Consider the following 22582-nt stretch of genomic DNA (forward strand, 5'->3'; position numbering starts at 1 on the left):
TGCCCAATGCCCAATCTATATGCATCTTGTGGAAGTTCCTCAAATATCAATATCCATAGGAGACTAGAGAAAGAAGAACAAAATATATCTGACACGTTTTCAAATAGCGAAAACTCTAACTAGTTAAGGAGAATTTATGCGTGCAGTACTGATGGCAGGGGGTTCAGGAACGCGGCTTCGCCCGTTAACTTGCGATCTGCCGAAACCGATGGTACCGATTCTAAATCGGCCAATTGCCGAACATATTATCAATCTCCTCAAACGACATCAAATTACAGAAGTTATTGCAACATTGCATTATTTACCTGATGTCTTGCGAGACTACTTTCAAGATGGCAGCGATTTTGGTGTCCAGATGACCTATGCCGTCGAAGAAGATCAGCCTTTGGGTACAGCTGGCTGTGTGAAAAACATTGCCGAACTCCTTGATGAAACTTTTTTAGTAATTAGCGGTGATAGCATAACAGATTTTGACCTGACGGCAGCGATCGCATTTCACAAACAAAATAAGTCAAAAGCTACTTTGATTTTAACCAGGGTTCCCAATCCGATTGAATTTGGAGTGGTGATTACTGATGAGGAAGCACGGATTCGGCGATTTTTAGAAAAACCCTCTAGTAGTGAAATTTTTTCTGATACCGTCAACACTGGTACTTACATTCTCGAACCAGAAGTTTTGGAATATCTGCCAGCAAACGTTGAATGTGACTTCTCTAAGGACTTATTCCCCTTACTGCTAGCAAAAGATGAACCAATGTATGGTTACATTGCTCAAGGTTATTGGTGTGATGTTGGTCACTTAGATGCCTATCGTGAGGCTCAGTATGACGCGTTAGATCGGAAAGTGCAACTAGATTTTGCCTATAAAGAAGTTTCTCATGAGTTATGGGTAGGTCAAAATACTTACATCGACCAGACAGCTGTGATTGAAACCCCAGTTGTGATTGGTGATAATTGCCGCATCGGGGCAAGAGTACAAATTGAGGCAGGAACCGTAATTGGGGATAATGTCACTATTGGCGCTGATGCTAATCTTAAACGTCCCATAGTCTGGAATGGGGCATTCATTGGCGATGAAGCAGCTCTTTCTGCCTGTGTAATTTCCCGTGGCACTCGTGTAGACCGCCGCGCCCAAGTATTAGAAGCTGCTGTTGTGGGTTCGCTTTCCACGGTAGGAGAAGAAGCCCAAATTAGCCCTGGTGTACGTGTTTGGCCCAGTAAAAAGATTGAGTCAGGAGCCGTTTTAAACATTAACTTAATTTGGGGGAACACCGCCCAACGCAATTTATTTGGACAACGCGGTGTCCAAGGATTAGCTAATATTGACATCACCCCAGAATTTGCTGTGAAATTGGGATCTGCTTACGGTTCAACTTTGAAACCTGGTTCTAAAGTAACGGTTTCCCGCGACCAGCGTAATGTCTCTCGGATGGTGACGCGATCGCTCATTGCTGGTTTAATGTCAGTAGCTGTTGACATTCAAAACCTCGATGCCACAGCTATCCCCATCGCCCGCACAGTTATACCCACAATGTCGGTAGCTGGTGGTATCCACGTCCGGGTACATCCCGACCGCCCTGACTACATTCTGATTGAATTCATGGATGCCAAGGGCATTAATATCTCCAAAGCCTTGGAAAAGAAAATTGAAGGCGCTTACTTTAAGGAGGATATGCGGCGGGCACTAATTCATGAAATTGGCGATGTGTCTTACCCCAGCCAAGTCATGGATCGCTACTGTACTGCTTTTGAGAAGCTGTTGCATGTTCATACACTCCGCAACAGCAGAGCAAAAGTGGTGATTGACTATGTTTATGCCGTATCGGGGGCAGTTTTACCGCAAATGTTGGATAAATTTGGCGCTGATGCAGTGGTGCTGAATGCCAGTGTCACTAAAACAGCGATGTCTGTAGCTGACCGCGAAGGATTGCTGACTCAGTTAGGTCATGTAGTGGAGGCATTAAAAGCTAACTTTGGGGTGCAAGTGTCGGCGAATGGAGAACAGCTAATTTTAGTTGATGAATCAGGCTACCCAATTCGTGGGGAAATTTTAACAGCACTGATGGTAGACATGATTCTGACGGCTAACCCTAGAGGAACAGTAGTTGTACCAGTTCATGCTTCCAGTGCTATTGAACAAGTCGCCCGTCGCCATGATGGTAGAGTGATTCGCACTAAAGCCAACCCCACAGCTTTAATGGAAGCTTGCCAGAAAAACCCGAATGTGGTATTGGGAGGTAGTGGAGAGACTGGTTTTATTTTCCCGCAGCTGCATCCGGGATTTGATGCCATGTTCTGCATTGCCAAGATAATTGAGATGTTGACTATACAAGAGCGATCGCTTGCTGCTGCGCGGTCAGAATTGCCTCGTGTAATTCACAAAACTTATACAGTCCGTTGCCCGTGGACAGCCAAGGGTGCTTTGATGCGTTACTTGGTGGAAACTCACCCAGCGCAAAATCTAGAATTAATTGATGGAGTGAAAATTTGTCAACCCTACGATGACAGTTGGTTGTTAGTTTTACCAGATGCCAGCGAACCACTGGTGCATTTGTATGCAAATAGCAACGATCGCGAATGGGTAGATGAAACTGTGAGAAACTACCGCACCCGTGTTCAGTCGTTTGTGGAAAGACAACAAGAATATCAACCAGCCGAAGTTTAATTCGTAATTCGTAATTCGTAATTGAATTATTTAATTACGAATTACGAATTATGTTGGGGGGGTTCTAAATCCTCATTGAGAACATTCTGATAAATTTTTCTCAGCGTAATTGCAATCAAAATAAATTAAAGCTTCCCTAGTAGAATCGAATTCTGGAGTTGTCCTATATGGGCTACTTGTTGGACTTGCTTCATATAGCCAAATTTTCAGATAGTAATTACTATTATCATCTGTAGACCATAATTCATAACGATAATTACCTCCTGACCCCTGACTATTTAAATAGTCAGCTAGTGCTGTATTTGATGTAGACACAAAGCTCAATACAGTCAAAACCGGAATTACAGCTAGTTTTAGTATTTGGATTAATTTCATAAATGCACAAAAAACTTACTCCCTCTAGCTTCTTTTACCGAAGTGATTTTTGAAATCAGTAATCATCAGGGATGTTTTGTGAGGATATCGTAAGGTACTTAATCTTTCAAGATGCGATAAATCGCGTCTCTACAAGCGTTATCGATATTTTTAGCAAGCGATCGCACTATTTATCAATTTTCTTGATTAAATAGCTGAAAACTGCTGTCAGCAAATTCTTCTAGAAAAGAGTCTGATTCATTCTCCAGAGGTTTGAAAAACTGCCTGTGTTCCTCTATTTGGAGTGCCGGAAAACACGAATAACTGTTGATTCTCTGGTAAAGCTGAACCTTCACCAAGATAACGATGAAGTCCTACTGCCATATCTCCTGTAGGAGTGAGTTTGAAACTAACTTCTTCAAATTCAGCTTCAGGCAAAAGTTTGCGGACAGTATCAGAATGGCGAATACCCTTAGTGTCTCCACGAGTCCAAATTATCAAGGAACCTTTTTTAGTTAATAAACTTAGGTTCCGAAGTAAGCGATTCAGTTCAGCTTCGTCAGCTAGATTGCCGAATATACCACATACAATCACAATGTCTGCTGGGACTGCTCCTGCATAGTTGGAGGAATTTGTTGCATCGCCATTAACAAACTCAATTTGCTTTGCCAAACCAGCTGATTTTATAGCTAGTTTTCCACGTTCAACTAACTTCGGGTCTAGTTCAACGAGTCGTGCGTGCACATCTTTTGCACGGGAATGCTTTGATAGCGTTCCCAATAAATCTCTCCCATCACCCGCGCAAACACTGACTACACGAATGATTCCAGGTAAAGATGCATCCAAGCTATGAGAAATATATTCCCGAACAATTTGCAGTCGCTGCTGCAATGTTGGTTCACTATTGTAGAGATCGTGCCATTCAAACCAGTCTTTTGGCATAAGGGGCAATTTCCGTTTGATTTAAACTATCCTCTTGCAGAGTGCGTTATTCACTCTTAATATAAAAGTACGGTAACTTGATGTTGTTACCGTACTTATTCAGCCAAAAAACATTATCACATAACTCTTCCAAGATCAAGTCTTGTATCGCTTTTAGTCTAAACTCCAGTAATTGAGAAATGCTTTTTGTTCAGGCGTTCATCTCACTACTCCTATTCGAGTAAGTGCAAGGTTTTTGACCAATTAAGGTACGATAATTCTTGCGCCTCGTCTAGTTTTCGGTTTGTTTTCTGAAATACTTAACAAAAGTTAACTTAGTTAAATGAAAAAGACTTTCAATAACTCTGGTAGTATATCTTCAGAGTTATTGAGAGTAATACTCATTAAGCGGGTCATGTATTTCAGCTATTTGCAAACTTTCTGAAAAGATAACGCTTTTGACTTGCGTGGCTGTTCAAACACTGGAGTCGATGCCTTGATGGGCAGGGAACGCTGGATTAACCAACCTCTCAGGGCGACTTTTCAGCAGAGCACACAACTATTTATTTATCAGGTGTCAATATGTCAAAAAAAATTGGTTTGTTTTACGGTACTCAAACTGGCAACACTGAATCTGATGCTGAAAAAATTCGGGATGAGTTTGGTGATGATATTGTGACATTACATCCCATTTACGAGGCGGATACTACCACTTTTGATGAGTATGACTTGCTGATTATTGGCTCTCCCACTTGGGATATTGGTCAACTTCAGAGCGATTGGGAAGGCTTTTTCTCCGATCTGGATGAAATAGATTTTAGTGGTAAGTTGGTTGCCTATTTTGGTGATGGAGATCAATATGGCTATGCCGATAACTTCCAGGATGCAATTGGAATTCTGGAAGAAAAGATTTCCCAGCGAGGCGGTAAAACTGTTGGTTACTGGCCAACTGAGGGTTATGACTTTGAGCAATCTAGAGCTTTGAAAAATGGCAAGTTTGTTGGGCTAGCACTTGATGAAGGTAGTCAATCTGAGCTAACAGATGAGCGAATTAAAACTTGGGTTGCTCAGTTGAAGAAAGAATTTGGTTTGTAGAGATTTGGGGCGCACGGCTAGCTGTGCGCCTTTATTGAAATTGATAATTTAGAAGTTATAGGTATTTATGTCTGATTCATTTGATATTTTATGGTTAAGTGCCAGTCCTGTTTTACAGCGTTTTGATAAACCATTACTTGAACATTTATCTAGGTATATAAATGTCGCCCAGTGGGAATACCAGCAAACCAAAGATGAAGCTAGTTCGATAGATCAAGCTGTGGATTTGCTGTATGACTTTTTAAAATTGCGCGATCGCCCCGTGCATTTAGCAGGACATGGTATGGGTGGTGCGATCGCTTTAACCTTTGCCCGTCGATTTCCTCAAAAAGTGCGATCGCTTACCCTGCTGGCTGTAGCAGCTCAACCTGCAAACAATTGGCAAGCTCACTATTACTTTCAACGACAACTTTTTAGCATTAGCCGTGAGTTAGTTTTGGCAAGCAGCGTTCGCAGTCTTTTTGGAAATCAACCGCCTCATACTACTAAGAAGTTAGTAGCTGCCTTAGATAAAGATTTAGAACAATCTCCATCATCACACTCTTTATTTAAGTTGGTTTATTTACCCAAGGGTGGAGTTTCTATGCCAATGATGGTATGTGGTAGCAAGAGCGATCCGGTAGTCAGTCCACCTGCATTGCATGACTGGTTAAATTGGTTGAAGCCAGAAGATAAACTCTGGGAATGCCCACAAGGGTATCATTTTTTTCACTATTTCTATCCTCAACAGGTTGGCGAAGAAATCTTGAGTTTTTGGGAACGCCACCATCCGCATCTGCTAGAAGCATCTGCACGATCTTTTAGCACTTCTACAAATTAGTAACTTCGAGAGTGCGATGTCTGAGGACAAGCCTTACGGCTACGCACTTGTGAAATTTGGGATGTAATCGGGGTTGCCTTTGGCGTTGACGCTGCGATCGCTAATTATTTTACCATTCATTATCGATGCTTCATCTTTTCAAGCTGGGTGTAATCATTCGGATAGGCGTTCTCGGAAATAAAGGCGATATAAATTACAAAGGCATTGAACTTCATTTCCTTTAAATTTAATTAAGCCCAGGCTGCGTAATTTAAAAGTTTGTACAGAGTCTAACTTCACAGGAATATCACTCTCAATCACTTTTTGGAACGCTGCTTTTAACAATTTATCTTCTTCCAGCAGTGAAAGATAGGGATGTAAAAAGCCTCTAAATAATCCCTCGTCAGTGGGAGCAACTTTCAGAAATTGTTCTAAAGTTAAATTACCTGTAGCAATTTGATAAAGAGCAGTCCTTAATAAATAAGGATGACCATCAATCATTCTCCTTAATTGTCCGATTTGTGTATCTGACCAATTTAATTGATGTCGTTCGACTAATTCTTTTATTTGTGTGGCGTTAAATTCTCCTATTTCCACAGATAAACCCACATTAAAGGGGGATTGATTGACATTTAGGGAAACATATACTTCTTGAGAATGAGCAATTACTAAACGCAATTTCTGCCAAATTACTTCGTTTTTACCGTTTTCATGCCAAGCTCGAAGTAGAGCAAAAAATTCTTGAGCAATTTCAGGATAAGGAAAAATTTTGTCAATATCATCTAAGCCTAAGAGTAGAGGAGTATCAATGTTTTTTAATAAATATTCTTTTAAATAATTAGTGCAGTTTACTTGATTGCTTAATCGTTTTTTCCAATATTTATCTATTTGTTCTTCTAACCCTAATTCTTCACTCAGAATTGCACAAAAGCCCTGTAAAAAACTACTGAGATCGGTAAGACTTTCTTTACTCCATAAATTCAGAGAAACTGTGCGATACCCTTTCTGTTTACTATGCTCAAAAATGCGGCTCATTAAGGAAGTTTTACCCATCTTTTGCGGCGCTTTGATGCGGATTAACGCCCCTGGTTGGAGGATGAATTCATAACATTTAGTTTCTACCTCTGGACGCTCGATATAAAAAGGAGAGTTAAGAGCAACTTGACCATCAGGATTTTCAAAAATCACTGAGGAGTTACTCCCTTTTACTTTTGGTGTTGATTGTTCAACAATGGCTAGATTAATTAGCAATTGTTGCTTAATAAACTGACTAACTCCCTTGTAAACTAAATTATTTGTTGATGTTGGCTTGGTGATAGAAAGATGGTCATCGTCTGTAGCGGTAGGTTGGACATCTTTAATGGCTGGGTTAGCACTATCTGGGTCTACAACTAAAAAACCTTGAGTGGGCTTAGTTTCAAAATAAACTTTTGTAGCAATTTCCATAAAATCAACATTTTGCCGATACCACTCGTTAAGTTGACGCAGTTGGGGAATATGTGCCTTCAGTTCGTCAACACTGATAGAGCTGCGTGCCAAAATTCTAATTTTATCGACTAAGTTGGCGAGATGAGAACCAGTGTGAGGAGTGGAGAGGAATACAATACCTTTTGTCTGTTCAATAACTGCTGTTTTTTTAAATGTCTGAGCATTACGCAGCATTTCTTTGATTAATAATCCACCCATGCTATGAGTGATAAAAATTATTGGGTATTTGCCAATATCATTAACTTGTAAATATTCCAGTAAATTACTAGCACGGTCAAAGAGTGGCATTGTTGAACCTCTCCATTCAAAGGGTTCAGCTTTATAGCCAAAAGACCAAATACCTAAATCTGGTCTTTCTTGTCCCAGCCACGTTAACCAGAAATTATCATCGTTGCGTAGTTCTTGCGGATGCCAAGTTCCGCGTGCGTGACCACCTAAGCCGTGAACAAAAATCACATCCCCGCACCGCTTAGGGTTGTCACATCCCGATATTTTGATTAAACCAGTCATCTCTGGGGGTTGAGGTTTTGGGGTTTGACCAAAAAAGTTTTTAAAGGGCATAGATAGTATGGGGAGAATTAGAGGATGACAAATTCTTCTTATGCCACGATCGCAGCGCGACTTAAAACTAGGATACAACTATCACTTCACTATCTGCTACAATCTACGAGTCTCAGCAAAAAGAAAGGAGACCCCCCGCACGTCGTTGGGTATGGTTTTGGGTATGGTTCGGCCGGGAGATAACAACCCCCCACTGGTCTACTTGTCGTCCCAGCTTTCTCTTCGTCGTCTCCTGGGAGTTCTCCATCTTTCAACTTCCCATCTCCCCTCTTCCATAAATATCCATCATTTCCAAGCGGTCTCCATCCCACACTTTCTCTATAATCTTCATACCCTTTCGGGTTCCACTTTTTCCATTCTTTCTTCTCCCAATCAAAATCGAGAGAATTGCCTTTATCCAAATATATTTTTTTCTGGACACTGTAACCAAAACGCCCGTTAGAGTTCTTTACCCAAAGTGTATCTAGTTGTTTTAAATCCTTACAATTAAAGTTTTCCACATCAGTTAAATCTAAATAGCCTCGTTTTTCCTTTCCTGCTAAATAGAGAATAAACTGCCAATTTTTTAAATCTGCTTCCCTCCATCTTTGTTGCTGCATTAAATAGTCTAATTCATTCAATAAATGTTGTTTTAAAGATTGATAATATACTGTATTTGAACCATCTATTTCTTGAAGTTGACGATAAAGCAAAGCGACAATATCAGCATTGCCATTGTAGAGAATATTTAAGTCTAAAGTAAATAATTCAATATGAGATTTCAACTTAGATTTTAGACTGCTAAGATGCTCAAATGCTTTCTTGTAATTTTCTACAGCCTTAGCTTTATCTGAGTGACCTTTAACATAGTATATATAAACTAAAGTAGCCAAATTAGTTGGATAATTATCAATTCGGGTTTCTATTTTTGATAATTCCTTTAGACTCCTAGACAAAATGTCAGCATTTTTTAAATACTTTGTTTGATATCGCTCTTTTTCTTCACCAGCTAGGTATTGATACCCTAAAACCAGCGCACTATCTAATAAAACCTCTTTTAACGTGGTATCCTTAATTTTTTCTTGCAAAACCAACCCTGCTATATTCAAAGACTGATTAGCTTCGTTTATTTTCCCTTTTTGTTGCAGTCGAGAAGCCACTCCTGATAATTCTGTAATTTTAGCAATAGATTGTTTGAGTTCATCAGTATTATTCTTAGCGGTTTTAAGCTCTTTTATTTTCGCTTTAACTTGCGCCTGGATATTTGTAAACTTGTTTTGGAAATTTTTAACTTGCTGTTCAGCCTGATTAATTTCTCTAGATTTAGATTTTAGTTCTCCTTGAAGTTTTTCAGCATCAGAAGTTAATTGATTTTTTTCTGCTTCTAAACTATTTTTATCCTTTTGAACTTTATCTAAATCTGCCTTAACTTTTTCAGCTTTTCGTTGAGTAGTATTTACTTCTTGCTTTAGGTTTTCTGAGTTTTGTTGCTGTTTTGCTAATTCGCCTTTTGTTTGACTAAGTTCTTGGGCAACTTTTTTAGATTCTTCTTGAGCTTTTATAACTGTTTTTTGAGCATCTTCAGCTTTTCGTTGTTCTTTTATTGCTGTATTCCCAGCTATAAATGCACCTATTCCTAGCAAACCTGTAATTCCTAAAGTAACAAATAAAACCAATACTCCAAAACGTATTCTTTTCCTAGCAGTTACCAATTGCTTTTCTGCTTCCTGTTTAGCTTCAGCCTCAATTTGTCTAGCCCTTTCTGCTACTTCCTTTTCTTTCCTTTGTCTTTCTAATTCTGCCTGTATTTCTGTTTCTGCTAGTTCCTTTTCTCGCTCTCGTTTACGACTAGCTGCTAAAAATTCTAAATCTTGAAAACCTAAACTTTTATTATTTGCCCAAGCTTCCGCTTCTACTAAAGCATTTTCTCTCAATAACCTAGAATCATCGTGTTTTCCTGATAAAATCCACTGACGATAATTCTCTGCATAAGGACGCAAACTGGCTAAACTTTTCTCAATCCATAAGCTGTCAAAAATGGTTTGATAAATGAGGTTATAAACTTTTAATGTACTCTTCTTTTTCACAACGATTCCCGCTAACTGTAAATCACTCTGTTCAATACTACTATCAATATCAATTCCGCCTAATTGCCATACTTGTTGATATAAATCTAATAAGTATGCTGCTTTCTGTTCATCTCTTTTTAAAATTCTATCCCGAATCGTTCTAAAGTGTTCCGGTTCATCTTGAGATTCCCAATTTTGAATCACTCTATTTCTGACTAAATTCTCTACAAAAGCAGCTTCTTCACCTGGGGGAATTACAGTTGTAGATTGACGGACAAACTCACAGATTTTCTGAGTTAAAAATGGCTGTCCTCCCGTCCAGTCTAAAATCGTTTTGAGTACGACTTCCGGGTTGCTCGTTTGTCCAGAGAATCCGTTGATTAAAGGTAAAGCTTCTGCAAATTCAAATCCGGTTAATTCAATTCCTTTTCCAATATTAAAAGGAGTACGCTTTTTATCTTGAATTAACTCAGAAGGAGTAGCTACTCCTAAAAGTACAAAATTAATACGTTGATATTGAGGATTATCAACTCTTTGATTAAAAAAAGCTCGAATTAAAGCAAAAAAATCATCAACTGGAAATTTCAAACTGAGAACGCTATCAATTTCATCTATAAAAATAACAATCTGTGTGGAGATTAATTTTAGTAATTTGTCAATAAACTTCCCAAAAATCTGCACATCAGAAAATCGGGAATTTTCTTCCCATAACTCATCTATATCAAACTGCTCACCTAAGTTTAAATTCTCAGAACCAGCAATAGTATCAATAATCCCAGAATACCATTGTTCAGACTTTAGCCCTGATGTCCCAATTGCGGTTAAATCAATAGATACACAAGCAATTCCTTCACGCTGTAACCTTTGCATTGTGCGGACACGCAAACTAGATTTACCCATTTGTCGAGAGTTGAGGACAAAACAAAACTCTCCAGCTTTCACAGCCTGATACAAATCTGCATCAGCTTGGCGTGTGACGTAGGTAGGTGCATTAGCAGGAAGACTACCACCAAATTGATATTGATAATCTTGGGGAACAGGCGAGTTCATAGTCATACTCTACATGGCTAATACTCAGGTGATATGTCAATTAAGACACAATATACGGCTTGAAGGCTGAAGTTTCTCTCACAAGTTTATGAAAATTTTGATTTACCAATTAAGAGAAGCAAGCTACAACCCAACCTACAATATTAGGCGATCGCGTAGCCCAGAGCAGGCATCGCACTTTTGATCTCAATGTCTGAGCCGTCCCCCCTTACTAAGCTACTGTGTATACACAAGTCTGAAATAGCTGATTAACCAGGATTTTACCCCACCCTAACCCTCCCCTTGGAAAGGGGAGGGAACTAGATTTCTTTTTTCCCCCCTTTCCAAGGGGGGATTAAGGGGGGTAATCCAACTTGTGTGTACACCGTAGCTTACCAAGGCAGGACTACAGGGGGGTTAAAACGATCTCAAATTCTCACGAATGATTTAGGACTGCTATATAAGCAACAGATACCTCGAAGTCATGTTGAAGTACTTGAAAGTCGTGTTGAAGTACTCCAAAGTCGTGTTGAGGTACTCCAAAGTCGTGTTGAGGTACTTCAAAATCGTGTTGAAGTACTCCAAAATCGTGTTGAAGTACTCCAAAGTCGTGTTGAGGTACTCCAAAGTCGTGTTGAGGTACTCCAAAGTCGTGTTGAGGTACTCCAAAGTCGTGTTGAGGTACTCCAAAGTCGTGTTGAGGTACTCCAAAGTCGTGTTGAGGTACTCCAAAGTCGTGTTGAGGTACTTCAAACTTTGTCGCACCACGATCAAGTACACAGGTAGGATCGCTTTTATAAATCTCCACAAACAAAGCGATGTCTACGACGGGCTACGCCTACGCTTGACTTTTAACGGGTCGCTACAACATCAGGCGATGCCTACGGCGGCAAGCTACGCACTTGACAATCAAGACAGTCGCTACAATTATCCTTAAGTGAACCGTAGTGACTTATACTTAGGAATAGGCTGATTGCTAATCACTGCATAGAGTACATCTGGATCGAGGTCGGCTCCCGATCGCCATTGGATTGTGCCTAATTCGTGGTTTAATTCAACCTGAGCAAAGTATTTTTGATCTTGTAAAGGTGCAAAAACACCTGTAAATTTAATCAGCTTACTAACATCAATTATTCCTTCCACTTCGTCTTCAAAACGGATATATAGTTGATAATTTTCCCTTGGTTCTACTGCAATAATGTCTTTTAACATATTTTACTACTCTAATGGGAAGACGCTATTGGCGATGTCTACGACGGGCTACGCCTACGCCACTTTGCTACTTCTGAAAATATCAACTAGGCAATTGATTTCTTAAGGAAATATCGCCAACTCAGTTTCTAGGTCAAAAAAGTGAATTTTCTCTGGAGTTAGAGATAACCAAAGTTGCTCACCAGGTTGTACAAATCGGTCTGGTGGTATTCGCACTTGTAGGTAATTGGCTGTAGTAGCAGGTTGAGATCCCGGTTCGGCAATTTTAACAGCGAGAAAGGAATCGTTGCCGAGATTTTCTACCAAATCTACTTGCACGGGTAGATTTTTGGTGGCAGGCATACTCAAGTTTAAGTGTTCTGGGCGAATACCTAAAATTAGAGTTTTACCATCATATTTTTGTAAAGCTTTTCCCCAAACTTCTGGCAGGGTGAAACGAAACTGGGAATGAGTAATCAACTGCGGGGCATGAAATTCTACAGAAATAAAATTCATTGGTGGTGAACCAATGAACTCTGCGACAAAAAGGTTGGCAGGGCGGTTGTAAAGTTCTAGGGGAGAAGCAACTTGCTGAATTTTACCCTCAGACATAATTGCAATGCGATCGCCCATTGTCATCGCTTCTGTTTGATCGTGGGTAACGTAAATTGTCGTTGTCCCCAGTTGGCGTTGCAATTTAACAATTTGGGCGCGGGTTTCCGCCCGCAGTTTGGCATCTAAGTTAGAAAGAGGTTCATCCATTAAGAATACTTGGGGATTGCGTGCGATCGCTCGTCCCAATGCAACCCGTTGTCTTTGTCCCCCAGATAGCTGTTTGGGTAAGCGTTTCAGCAATGTTTCGATTTGCAACAGTTGGGCAACACTACGCACCTGTTCATTCACTGCCCGTTCTTTGTCAGAAGTGTAGCGCAATCCTTTAGGTAAATTTCTGGTCGCCCCCACAAAAAGATTTTCCGCCCACGTCCGAAAATAAGGAGACGAGGAAGTAATTTCTCCTCTGCTCCCCTGCTCCTCTGCTCCCCTGCTTTCCCTACGGCGTAACCCAAAAGCGATGTTGTCATACACCGTCATGTGAGGATAGAGGGCGTAATTTTGAAACACCATTGCGATGTCGCGTTCCTTGGGTGGTAAGTCATTGATCAAGCGATCACCTACCCAAATATTGCCTCCAGTCATCACTTCTAACCCGGCGATTAACCGCAGTAGAGTGCTTTTACCACAACCAGAAGGGCCTACCAGCACCATAAATTCGCCATCGGCGATCGTCAGGTTAATCCGCCGCAAGACGTTAACACTTTCCGCCCGCTCTTGGGCTACGTCAATTTTTTCGCCAGGCGTGAGGGGAGATTGGGTTTGTGAGGTAACAGTTTCCCCTTTACGCGAGGAAAAACTTTTGTAAACGTTTTCTAAAATAACTTGGGACACAACTAATTATTGTCATTGGGGATTGGGCATTGGGCATGGGGGAGGCAGTGCGGTCTTGGGGTTTCCCCAAGTGGAGCAACTGCCGTCATTGGGCATTGGATTTGGACTAATGACCAATGACAGTTTAGCGCCGATCATAATACACCTTCAGGGTAACTGAAACTTAGAGTCTGCAACCACAAACCTAAGTATTTGTGAGTTTTAATACTCTGCTAAGTTAATGCAGCACGAACCATAGTAAATTCCTTCCACTGGGAATTTACTAATCTGTTGTCCGCACCAAAGGCAGATACTTGGTTGAGTCATGTCTGGTAATTCGCTCTAAACTTGGTAATATCTTTACGGAAGTGCGATCGCTCTGCATCTAGTGGGAAGATATGAGATGGTAGCTGTCAAAAGCCCTAATCGCCAATGTGGTAAAATGTTCAACTCGCCACACAGGGCGATTCATTCTAGTAATTAGGAAGTAGTCACTGAGGATTCGGTATAACGACGCGGCGTATAAACCCAGATATTACCATCGCTGCGTTTGATGGTTCGGGTTTTTGTGGAACCAACGAGAATAATTGTCCGCATATCAGCGCTTGCTGGTGTTAACTGCTCAAGTGCGATCGCTTTTACCGTTTGTCCGGGCCGACCGAGATTCCGGGCCAACACTACTGGTGTATCCGGTGTTCGATGTCGCAGCAAAATATTTCTCGCTTCTGCCAGTTGCCAGGTACGCTCTTTGGAAACAGGATTGTAAAAAGCAATGACAAAATCAGCCTCAGCAGCAGCAGTAATTCGTTGTGCGATCGCAGACCAAGGTTTCAAGATATCAGAAAGGGAAATAGCACAGAAGTCATGTCCAAGGGGCGCACCAATGGCCGCTGCTGCTGCCTGCATTGCAGAGATGCCTGGAGCCACATGAATGTCGATACTGTCCCATTCAGGTTTAGCATAGCGATCGCATACCTCAAAAACTGCTGTTGCCATTGCATATATACCTGGGTCGCCAGATGAAACTACAGCTACATATCGCCCAGATGCAGCCAAATCAAGGGCCATCCTTGCTCGTGCTTCTTCTTCGCGGTTGTCAGATTCATGCCGTTGCTTGCCATCAGCCAGAGAACCAACTAAATCTAAATAAGTTTTATAACCCACCAGATCAGTTGCCGACTTGAGTATCTCCTTCACTTCGGGAGACATCCACAGCAAACCACCAGGACCCGTACCAATAATCGCTAACCGTCCGCGTGGCTGACCGATGGTGTTGGGGTCAATTGGTTGGGGGGCAATAGCGATCGCAATATGGGGAGATGAGAGAGATAAAGGGGATGTACCTGTGGCGGCGATGGCTGCGGCTTGGACGGGGCTATAACCTTGTGAAAGTAGACTTTCTAGCTGATTTGGGGTGAAAAAGCGGGTGGGCACTTTCAATGCGCTAGCTACGGTATGGATTGCGGGATTGGCTGCGGCGGTGATGGGTGCAAATATCCCGGCGACTGATGCTCTTTCTAGTTTGGCATCAGTTAGTAGCTGTTGTACTAAAACTACTGCATCATCAATCATGTCACTAATTGCGATCGCGATCGTTGCTGGGTGGTAGACAAGACAATTAGCTCTAGGAGTCACTAAACTTTCCGTAACTTGGATAGTCAAATCTCCCTTTGGATCTATAGGTAGTTTACTATCACTCAACCAAGGTGCTATTCCTTCTAGCTTGACTTGTGCGCCAGCTAGCAAATCTGAGATAAATTTCTTTGCATCGTCTGGGTTTGCTAAATGGTATCCAGGGGGAGGAGATAACAGCGTTGTGCCCAAACGTAAATCGCCTGTGGTCGTAATTGCAGCTTTGACATCAAGGGCTTCGGCAATGCGGCGAGCCAAATCGTTTACTCCACCAAGTCCGCCCAAGAGAGGGACAACAGCACTACCATCTTCAGCCACAGCTAGCACTGGTGGTTCCTGTCGTTTATCCGAGATTACCGGAGCTAGCGTCCTAATTAAAATGCCGGCGGCACAAATGCCAATCAGCGGCCTTCCTTGCACAAATAACTCGCGTAGCGTCTCGCCAAAATTCGTGAAGCTGACATCAACCTCTGATGTGCGACTCTCTAGACCGTATAGCGTTGCTCCTGGCAAGACGCTGATTATTTTACGTGCTAATGTCACGCTATTTTGACCTAGTACTACAATGGCGGGTGCAACATTCATTATCATAAGTAGATATCTTGCAAAATTTGATATCCTTCAAATGAAACCACAGATTTAGACATGCAGCGACTTCCCGTTTACGACCTTGGGAAATTAATGGTGGGATGTCTACAACAGGCTTCTCTTGGAGAGGCTACGCCAACGCCTACGCGCGTGTTCTCTTCATAATAGCTGTATGATATTTTGGTTCAATCTCTGACCCGATAAAATGGCGTTTATGATCTCTCGCAACCACCGCCGTAGTACCAGATCCCATAAATGGATCTAAAATAATATCATTTTCGTTAGTTGTAGCTAATATAATTCTAGCTACCAAGTCTTCTGGAAATTGGCAGGGCTGTATAGTTTGTTCTTCATGGTTGTGTTTAACATTCCGAAACAGCCAAATATCACCAGGATTTTTCCCTTCTGGATTGCATGAAAGTTCTCCCTTTCGATTTCCTCGATAATGTTTCTTATTTTGATATTTTTGGGGAACATTTTAGGTTATTAGCCAATGATTAAGAAAAACATCAATAGTAAGTAGAGTGTAATACCATACTTACTTTAACGATATATCTTGCTGCTGTAGACATAGCTAAAGGCGATGGAGAAGCGATGTCTCACGACAGACAAGCCGCTGTGTGTCTAGGCATTTATAAGAAAATTAAGGGTGCGATCGCATTTTCTTAAAAAAGTGCGTAGACGCAAAGCGGCTTGTCGTGAGACATCGCTTGTTAAATTGGAGATTGGGACTCCAACCAAATCTCGAAAGAATTTCTTCCCCAATCCCCAGTCTCAACTCAATTAGCTTTACGTTCTTTCAGTACTTGATCTAGTAAGTTTCTAGCAGGTTGTGCTTTAGCTAACGCTACTTGATGGTCATTATAAGCACGAACAAGGCGAGAAAGACTGCTCACACCTGTCTTGAGTTGCTCAAGTTCTTCACCAGCAACTAGTTCTCCATCAAGCATCCGCCCAATCAACGGTTTAATATCACCCACTTCTTGCCGGACTTTTTGGAGCTTTTCTAGAGAACTCAGTAAGGTTTTTAGTGAGTTCAATATGTCATCAATATCCTGGGCATCCTCCACTGGCTCAAGCGGATTTTCAATTGCGATCGTATCTTTGTCTGAAACTGTAGGCAATTCCTCTACAGACGTTTCACTTGTAACTCCATTTGACCGTGCCATCAACGCTTCCTCAAGGAATTTTCCTCAGTGTATCGCTGATTTCAAGTTGCCAAAGATAGTATTGTTATAATTCGTTAAATAAATACTTGTACAAATTCAACTCTACGTCGCGATCGCAAAACCAAAGAATTCCCTTAGCTCTAAATCAGGGCTATTTCATTCTATTTTGAGGATTCAATTGGTATAGGTATAAGTAAAAACAACGGATAACATATAAATATAGCAATAATGATTGATTTTGAACCTTGGGACAGGTTGTTGCGTCAGTATGTCGATCCGCAGGGTCGTGTAAACTATATTGCTTGGAAAACTGAGCAACCTCAAGCGATCGCAGATTGGTTGTCGAGTCAAAAAAATCTGGACTTTACATCTAATAGCAACACTTTTGAGCAATTGGCATTGTGGATTAACCTATACAATGCGTTCACCATTTCGGCAATTTTGTCGAGATACCCCCTTGAGTCAATTCGTCCGCGAATCTTAGGCATTCCCAACTGGCTGGCTTTTTTGTGGTTCTTCCAACGTCGTGCTTATTATATATTTGACAAGCATTACAGTTTAGCCCAAATAGAGAACCAGATTCTGCGGAATAAATTACAGGAGCCACGAATTCATTTTGCAATTGTCTGCGCTTCGGTTGGTTGCCCGTTACTACGTGCTGGAGCTTATTTTTCTCAACAAGTTACTCAGCAGTTAGATGAAGATACCCGTCGCTTCATTAACAATCTTGAAAAAGTCCGTTATGACTCAGATAGTAAAACGCTCTACTGTAGCAAAATCTTTAAATGGTATCGTCAAGACTTTCTTAAGGTCAAATCGTCTATTCCAGAATATATCCGCTCTTACCTAGAAACAGACTTGCCAATGAATGCTTCAACGCCGATTTCCTATCTCCACTATGACTGGAGCCTGAATCAGCGAATATCTTGATAAAATTGTTTGAGATAATTTGCATCAACGCCAATCCCCCACAAAAAACCGATATAAAGGTAGATTGCGTTTGCTTTGCAGCTACCCCATTTTGCTACACGGCGATCTGAAGAGTGAACAATGCGGTTCACCAGATAAATACGTCCTTTTTTAACCAATCTCAGGCATAAATCTCCATCTTCCATAATCGGCAATGCCTCATCAAATCCATCGCAATCCCAAAAGTCAGTGCGACGACAAAACATTACCTGATCTCCAAACAACAGGCGCAATCCTCGAAAAAACAGGTGAGGCTTAAATAGCAGTGGTGCGTAGTAGGTTTTTAGATAGTTATGTAGAGAGATACCCCAGCGAGTCGTTTGAGATCCACTCATCAGAGAAATGAACCCCCCACAAGCAATGGTTGGCTCTACTAGAGTTTGCTCTATTACAGTGATTAGGTCATCCGGCACCCAAGTATCTGCATGAAGAAAGCAAAGAATATCTCCAGTTGCAGCCGATGCCCCATAATTCATCTGAATAGAACGCCCACGCTGTTCAGATGAGAGAACTTGTACGCATAGCAACTGATTGAATGACTCAAAGCATTGCTTTGCAACTGCCACTGTCTCATCTTTGCTGCCACCATCTACTACTATCACTTCAAAAGCAGGCGGATTAAGTAAAGTCAATTGGCGCAATGTACACCCTAAGCTAACTGCTTCGTTTAAAGTAGGAATGACAATCGAAACTTGAGACATGCAGCTTAAGTAGTTTTATCGTTGCTTTTATTCTACTTGCTCAATGTTGACAAGCTCTTAATCCAAAGCTCAACACTTCTGAGCATGGTAAGTAGCTTTTAGCAGTTTTCCCCAGATTGCATTGTAAGGATGTACAAGCTGTGTCGGATGACCATTTTGGAAGATGGGCCTGCCTTCGTTTGCCCACTGAAAAATTCCACCACTCAAGTTATAAATGCACTTCATCCCGGCTTCATCCAGTTTTTGGGCTAATTTTGCGCTTCGGTAGCCAACAGCACAGTACACAACAATTGGTCTATCTTGGGAAACTGTTGCAACTGCTGTTAAGTCATCTGTGAGAGGATCTATGCGTACTCCTGTTTCGATATGACTAACTGCATACTCAGTCTGACTTCGTGCATCTAGCACTAATGGACGGGGCTTTGCAGAATCTGATAGTAATTGAGCTAATTGGTTACAATTAATTTCCTCAATAGTAGGAAACTGAAATCCGATCAGAAGTTTAATAAAGTTAAACGTGAATGATCGCACTTGTCAAAAGACTCTCTGGTTGGCAAACAATACTGATGGGGGCTGTGTCTGATGTCTAATAGTAAAAAACGATCACAGAACAGGCGATCGCATTGGCATCAACTCTCCAAAACAAACAGATAACTCATCAAGATTAGCTGATTTGCAAGTAAATATACTTATAATAATTACAGCATTTACTAATCACTTGCGATGATTTATGGCAATTCTTCAACTGATTGAACCCGAAGTTAAAAATCTGGGTGGTTTTTCTGCCCGCCGCAGTTTGCCATATCCTAATCGCCAAATGGTTGGGCCGTTTATCTTTTTTGATCATCTTGGCCCGTCCGTTATGCCCCCCAATCAAGGCATTGATGTCCGACCACATCCTCATATTAATCTGGCAACGGTAACTTATTTATTTGATGGTGCTTTGATGCATCGAGATAGTTTGGGTACTGTGCAGAAAATCCAACCAGGTGCAGTCAACTGGATGACAGCAGGAAAAGGGATTGTCCATTCAGAACGCTCACCTGACTTTGACCGTCATCAAGAAACTACTATTCATGGTATTCAAACCTGGGTTGCCTTACCTGTTGAACACGAAGAAACCGAGCCAACGTTCATTCACTATCCTGCTGAAATCCTTCCCACCTGGGAAGAGAATGGCGTTATCATCAAACTTATTGCTGGACAAGCATTTGGCTATACCTCACCTGTGAAAGTTCTCTCACCTATCCTCTATTTAGATGCAGTGTTATCTGCCAACACCCACTTCACTATCCCTACAGATTATTCACAAAGGGCAGTATACAGTGTCACAGAGGGATTGAGGATTAATGATGAACCCGTGGAGCAATATCGTCTCGCTATTCTAGAGCCAGGCGATCGGATTGAGGTTTCTGCTACAGCTGCTGCTCAATGTATTGTTATTGGCGGTGAGCCGTTAGGTACACGCTACAAATGGTGGAATTTTGTCTCTAGCCGACCAGAGCGAATAGAGCAAGCTAAAGTTGATTGGCGCGACTCTCGCTTTGCTAGCGTGCCAGATGAAACAGAGTTTATTCCACTCCCAGAAGTGATAACAGAAGCTAATCCTTTTTCATAAGTGTGTCACACTTCGATATCACTGGACAAGAGGGAGCAAATTGTTGAAAGTCAGCGTCAGGACTAGATAATTCAACTAAAGTTTTAGGTATAACTAGATGCACAATAGTTTTAGGAGTAAGCTGCCGCTACTGCTGACATTCTGCTTATTTACTAGCTTTTTGCCTGCCTCTGGTTCAGTTTTATGTCCAGCCGTTGCCTCTGACGAATACTATAAAGTAGCCAGAAATTATGGCAGAGATGGACGTGCAGGAACCGATGGGCGATCGGGTAGAGATGGTAGCAGCGGTGACAACCAAAATATTTTTGTCAATGGTTCACCTGTAAATCTTGACTTGTCGGGTAAAGATGGTGAAGACGGGGAAGACGGTGAACATGGTTATCAACCTGACTGTGGTTCCCAACGCGATGCCTACGGCGGCGCCAGCCATGACATAAACGCACCAGATGGTGGCAGTGGCGGTAATGGTGGCAAAGGAGGAGATGGGGGAAATGGTGGTTCTCTCACAGTGTATTACAACAATTTGGCAGACTTACGGAATATTTCTATTCGGGCAACTGGTGGGGAAGGCGGACGCGGCGGTAGAGGTGGCAACGGTACGGAGGGTTGTAACTGTCACAGACGGAGATGGGAAGTAAAAACCTGCAAGGGAACTCCTGGTAGCCCTGATTATAAGTGTACTGACAAGGTTTATAGATGTAGCGATGGTAGCGATGGGCGAGATGGCAGCGATGGTAGCGATGGTAGCCAAGGGCGCTTAGGAACTTTGAGTATTGTCAATAGCAAGGAAGCTTTGGCCGCTGATACTCCAACTGTGCAGCTAGCAATTTCGGAACTGATAAACAAACAGTTCCACCTCTCGAAGAATAAGTGGAATCAACGCATGGGGGCAGCTTCTCTACTTGCGCCTGGTTCTGCGATCGCCGATGATTATCGACAGTTTGAACAGCGTCTAGAAGAGGCTTTTCAAATAGTTTGGCAAGAAAGACAACCCATTACCAGCTTTGGCAATCAAGCTGTAACACTAAATTTAACTGATAACAAACAAGTAGAAATTACTTTTTCTGAGGAATTATGGGTTGAGGGTAACACCAAAAGTGAGGCTAACTTCACAACATTTACCGTTAACTATGCCATTCCCAAAAAAGATGTCACCCGGTTAGCTGTGGCAGAGTTTACCGATGCCGGACAAAACCTCAACTTAAAAATAGTCGATTTGGCAGCCAAGTCTGATGCCATTAATACTCAGTTTCGCGTGAAATTCCGCGCCCAAGATAGCTCGCACGGTTTTTCTGGCTACAAAACTGAATTTGAAGGGGATATTCCCACAGAACTTGTGACTCGTGACTACAATCGTTTTATTCTAGCTTTGGGTAAGCTAAAAATTCCTGACGAAGCTTTACGCCCTGGTGTCAATGTTGATATTGAAGTCGTAGCAACTCGTTCTTTAGGAATACGTTCTGCCAAGCAAACTATTAGCTGGCAGGGTGCAATCCGCAAGCCTAGATAAAGTTTAAGAAGATTTTTTCCCATCTGAAACCATTTGCGAGAGAATATAGGCTGCGAAATCTAGTAACTGATCCAGCAAAAAGCCAATGATACCGATGTATAGGATTTCCTGGATTATGTAATCAGTATTGCCAGCTTTATAAGCATCCCAGAGGGTAAAGCCAAGTCCTCTTGGGCCTGTTAACATTTCTGTGGCAATAACGATAAACCAGGCTACCCAAATGCTAACTTTCAAGGCATGAAATATATGAAAAATAGCTACTCGAAAGTTATTATTCTGTCTCTTGAAATGCTGCATACCTATTGCTGTATTAATAATCATCGTCCAGAGAGTTCCCAGAAAAACTACTACAATAGCAGCCGAATCGCTCTCTTGAAACGTGATTAGGGCAATAGGTAGCAAAGCTATAGGAGGGATACTATGTGGTATCTGAAATATCAGCCTAAATAGCTGATAAATCATGCTATTTATCCCGATAAAATATCCGATAAAACTACCCAATACAGCGGCTGGAATATAACCAACAAATAACCGTTGCAGGCTAGCTAAAATGTCTAAAAACATATTATTTTCTCTGCCTCAGTTCTCATGGAAAACATTCGGGAAATACTGCGGCAACAACACAAAACAGGGCTGAGAAAAATGTATTGTATTACACATTATATTTTGTTGCTAAAAGATTTTTTATATCTTCTCCTCGTTAATTACTAATTAAAAAACTTAGGTATTATTACGATGTGATAGTAGTAGTACAAAGAAAAGGTAAAGTTTGACTTTACTAAACTTTATCAGAAAAGCAAATTTTAATTAGTAAATTAA

Annotated in this window: 18 protein-coding genes and 1 pseudogene; 6 read left to right on the plus strand and 13 right to left on the minus strand. The window is 41.5% G+C overall.

What is annotated here, in order from left to right:
* Positions 1-136 precede the first annotated feature (136 nt).
* A complete protein-coding gene (locus HWQ40_RS21180) occupies positions 137-2665 on the plus strand; it encodes a mannose-1-phosphate guanyltransferase (RefSeq protein WP_292781386.1) in 2529 nt (842 codons plus the stop codon).
* Between the two features lie 72 nt (positions 2666-2737).
* Here the strand turns inward: HWQ40_RS21180 and HWQ40_RS21185 are convergent, their stop codons facing one another.
* Together HWQ40_RS21185 and HWQ40_RS21190 are read right to left on the minus strand one after the other, a co-directional pair.
* Entirely contained in the window at positions 2738-3040 is a 303-nt protein-coding gene (locus tag HWQ40_RS21185; protein ID WP_292781389.1) for a hypothetical protein, read from the minus strand.
* A 237-nt stretch (positions 3041-3277) separates the two neighbouring features.
* Positions 3278-3961, minus strand: coding sequence for a class I SAM-dependent methyltransferase family protein (locus HWQ40_RS21190; protein ID WP_292781391.1), 684 nt, complete (start codon positions 3959-3961; stop codon positions 3278-3280).
* A 561-nt stretch (positions 3962-4522) separates the two neighbouring features.
* On the opposite strand from HWQ40_RS21190, the gene fldA reads away from it, so the two are divergent.
* Together fldA and HWQ40_RS21200 are read left to right on the plus strand one after the other, a co-directional pair.
* On the plus strand, positions 4523-5035 hold the full coding sequence (gene fldA / locus HWQ40_RS21195) for a flavodoxin FldA (protein ID WP_292781394.1): 513 nt from the start codon (positions 4523-4525) through the stop codon (positions 5033-5035).
* Positions 5036-5102: 67 nt separating this feature from the next.
* Positions 5103-5855 carry an alpha/beta fold hydrolase gene (locus HWQ40_RS21200; RefSeq protein ID WP_292781397.1) on the plus strand — a complete coding sequence of 251 codons (753 nt, stop codon included), beginning with the start codon at positions 5103-5105 and terminating at the stop codon, positions 5853-5855.
* A gap of 153 nt (positions 5856-6008) precedes the next feature.
* On the opposite strand, the gene HWQ40_RS21205 is transcribed toward HWQ40_RS21200, so the two are convergent.
* From HWQ40_RS21205 to HWQ40_RS21240, 8 genes and pseudogenes are all read right to left on the minus strand, one after another.
* Entirely contained in the window at positions 6009-7883 is a 1875-nt protein-coding gene (locus HWQ40_RS21205; protein WP_292781399.1) for an AAA-like domain-containing protein, read from the minus strand.
* Between the two features lie 89 nt (positions 7884-7972).
* Complete coding sequence (locus HWQ40_RS21210) at positions 7973-10987, minus strand: AAA-like domain-containing protein (RefSeq protein WP_366934018.1); 3015 nt, start codon at positions 10985-10987, stop codon at positions 7973-7975.
* 409 nt (positions 10988-11396) lie between these two features.
* A complete protein-coding gene (locus tag HWQ40_RS21215) occupies positions 11397-11768 on the minus strand; it encodes a hypothetical protein (protein ID WP_292781403.1) in 372 nt (123 codons plus the stop codon).
* A 125-nt stretch (positions 11769-11893) separates the two neighbouring features.
* Positions 11894-12172: a DUF2442 domain-containing protein gene (locus HWQ40_RS21220; RefSeq protein WP_292781405.1), complete on the minus strand. Its 279-nt coding sequence runs from the start codon at positions 12170-12172 to the stop codon at positions 11894-11896.
* A 102-nt stretch (positions 12173-12274) separates the two neighbouring features.
* Entirely contained in the window at positions 12275-13597 is a 1323-nt protein-coding gene (locus HWQ40_RS21225; protein WP_292781407.1) for an ABC transporter ATP-binding protein, read from the minus strand.
* Between the two features lie 459 nt (positions 13598-14056).
* A complete protein-coding gene (gene cobJ, locus HWQ40_RS21230; protein ID WP_292781410.1) occupies positions 14057-15799 on the minus strand; it encodes a precorrin-3B C(17)-methyltransferase in 1743 nt (580 codons plus the stop codon).
* 139 nt (positions 15800-15938) lie between these two features.
* Positions 15939-16256, minus strand: a pseudogene (locus tag HWQ40_RS21235) (site-specific DNA-methyltransferase); the annotation flags it as partial.
* A gap of 319 nt (positions 16257-16575) precedes the next feature.
* Positions 16576-16965 (minus strand): hypothetical protein, encoded by a 390-nt coding sequence (locus HWQ40_RS21240; protein ID WP_292781413.1) that lies wholly within the window; start codon positions 16963-16965, stop codon positions 16576-16578.
* Between the two features lie 228 nt (positions 16966-17193).
* Between HWQ40_RS21240 and HWQ40_RS21245 the strand changes: the two genes are divergently transcribed.
* Complete coding sequence (locus HWQ40_RS21245) at positions 17194-17895, plus strand: DUF547 domain-containing protein (protein ID WP_292781416.1); 702 nt, start codon at positions 17194-17196, stop codon at positions 17893-17895.
* Here HWQ40_RS21245 and HWQ40_RS21250 read toward each other — a convergent pair.
* Complete coding sequence (locus HWQ40_RS21250; protein ID WP_292781419.1) at positions 17880-18635, minus strand: TIGR04283 family arsenosugar biosynthesis glycosyltransferase; 756 nt, start codon at positions 18633-18635, stop codon at positions 17880-17882. The genes HWQ40_RS21245 and HWQ40_RS21250 overlap by 16 nt on opposite strands.
* A gap of 69 nt (positions 18636-18704) precedes the next feature.
* Complete coding sequence (locus HWQ40_RS21255; protein ID WP_292781423.1) at positions 18705-19166, minus strand: rhodanese-like domain-containing protein; 462 nt, start codon at positions 19164-19166, stop codon at positions 18705-18707.
* A gap of 199 nt (positions 19167-19365) precedes the next feature.
* Here HWQ40_RS21255 and HWQ40_RS21260 point away from each other — a divergent pair, with 199 nt between their 5' ends.
* Both HWQ40_RS21260 and HWQ40_RS21265 read left to right on the plus strand, forming a co-directional pair.
* A complete protein-coding gene (locus HWQ40_RS21260) occupies positions 19366-20253 on the plus strand; it encodes a pirin family protein (RefSeq protein WP_292781425.1) in 888 nt (295 codons plus the stop codon).
* Between the two features lie 97 nt (positions 20254-20350).
* Entirely contained in the window at positions 20351-21763 is a 1413-nt protein-coding gene (locus HWQ40_RS21265) for a collagen-like protein (protein ID WP_292781428.1), read from the plus strand.
* A 3-nt stretch (positions 21764-21766) separates the two neighbouring features.
* On the opposite strand, the gene HWQ40_RS21270 is transcribed toward HWQ40_RS21265, so the two are convergent.
* Positions 21767-22327: a nitrate transporter gene (locus HWQ40_RS21270; RefSeq protein WP_292781431.1), complete on the minus strand. Its 561-nt coding sequence runs from the start codon at positions 22325-22327 to the stop codon at positions 21767-21769.
* Positions 22328-22582 lie beyond the last annotated feature (255 nt).

Origin of the sequence: Nostoc sp. NMS9 (genome assembly GCF_017114995.1) — a bacterium.
In the GTDB taxonomy this organism is placed as follows: Bacteria; Cyanobacteriota; Cyanobacteriia; order Cyanobacteriales; family Nostocaceae; genus Nostoc.

Bases quoted from the DNA above. Each gene is read 5' to 3' on its own strand.
- HWQ40_RS21180 (WP_292781386.1), top strand. From the start codon at position 137: ATGCGTGCAGTACTGATGGCAGGGGGTTCAGGAACGCGGCTTCGCCCG.
- HWQ40_RS21185 (WP_292781389.1), bottom strand. From the start codon at position 3,040: ATGAAATTAATCCAAATACTAAAACTAGCTGTAATTCCGGTTTTGACT.
- HWQ40_RS21190 (WP_292781391.1), bottom strand. From the start codon at position 3,961: ATGCCAAAAGACTGGTTTGAATGGCACGATCTCTACAATAGTGAACCA.
- fldA (WP_292781394.1), top strand. From the start codon at position 4,523: ATGTCAAAAAAAATTGGTTTGTTTTACGGTACTCAAACTGGCAACACT.
- HWQ40_RS21200 (WP_292781397.1), top strand. From the start codon at position 5,103: ATGTCTGATTCATTTGATATTTTATGGTTAAGTGCCAGTCCTGTTTTA.
- HWQ40_RS21205 (WP_292781399.1), bottom strand. From the start codon at position 7,883: ATGCCCTTTAAAAACTTTTTTGGTCAAACCCCAAAACCTCAACCCCCA.
- HWQ40_RS21210 (WP_366934018.1), bottom strand. From the start codon at position 10,987: ATGACTATGAACTCGCCTGTTCCCCAAGATTATCAATATCAATTTGGT.
- HWQ40_RS21220 (WP_292781405.1), bottom strand. From the start codon at position 12,172: ATGTTAAAAGACATTATTGCAGTAGAACCAAGGGAAAATTATCAACTA.
- cobJ (WP_292781410.1), bottom strand. From the start codon at position 15,799: ATGATAATGAATGTTGCACCCGCCATTGTAGTACTAGGTCAAAATAGC.
- HWQ40_RS21240 (WP_292781413.1), bottom strand. From the start codon at position 16,965: ATGGCACGGTCAAATGGAGTTACAAGTGAAACGTCTGTAGAGGAATTG.
- HWQ40_RS21245 (WP_292781416.1), top strand. From the start codon at position 17,194: ATGATTGATTTTGAACCTTGGGACAGGTTGTTGCGTCAGTATGTCGAT.
- HWQ40_RS21250 (WP_292781419.1), bottom strand. From the start codon at position 18,635: ATGTCTCAAGTTTCGATTGTCATTCCTACTTTAAACGAAGCAGTTAGC.
- HWQ40_RS21260 (WP_292781425.1), top strand. From the start codon at position 19,366: ATGGCAATTCTTCAACTGATTGAACCCGAAGTTAAAAATCTGGGTGGT.
- HWQ40_RS21265 (WP_292781428.1), top strand. From the start codon at position 20,351: ATGCACAATAGTTTTAGGAGTAAGCTGCCGCTACTGCTGACATTCTGC.
- HWQ40_RS21270 (WP_292781431.1), bottom strand. From the start codon at position 22,327: ATGTTTTTAGACATTTTAGCTAGCCTGCAACGGTTATTTGTTGGTTAT.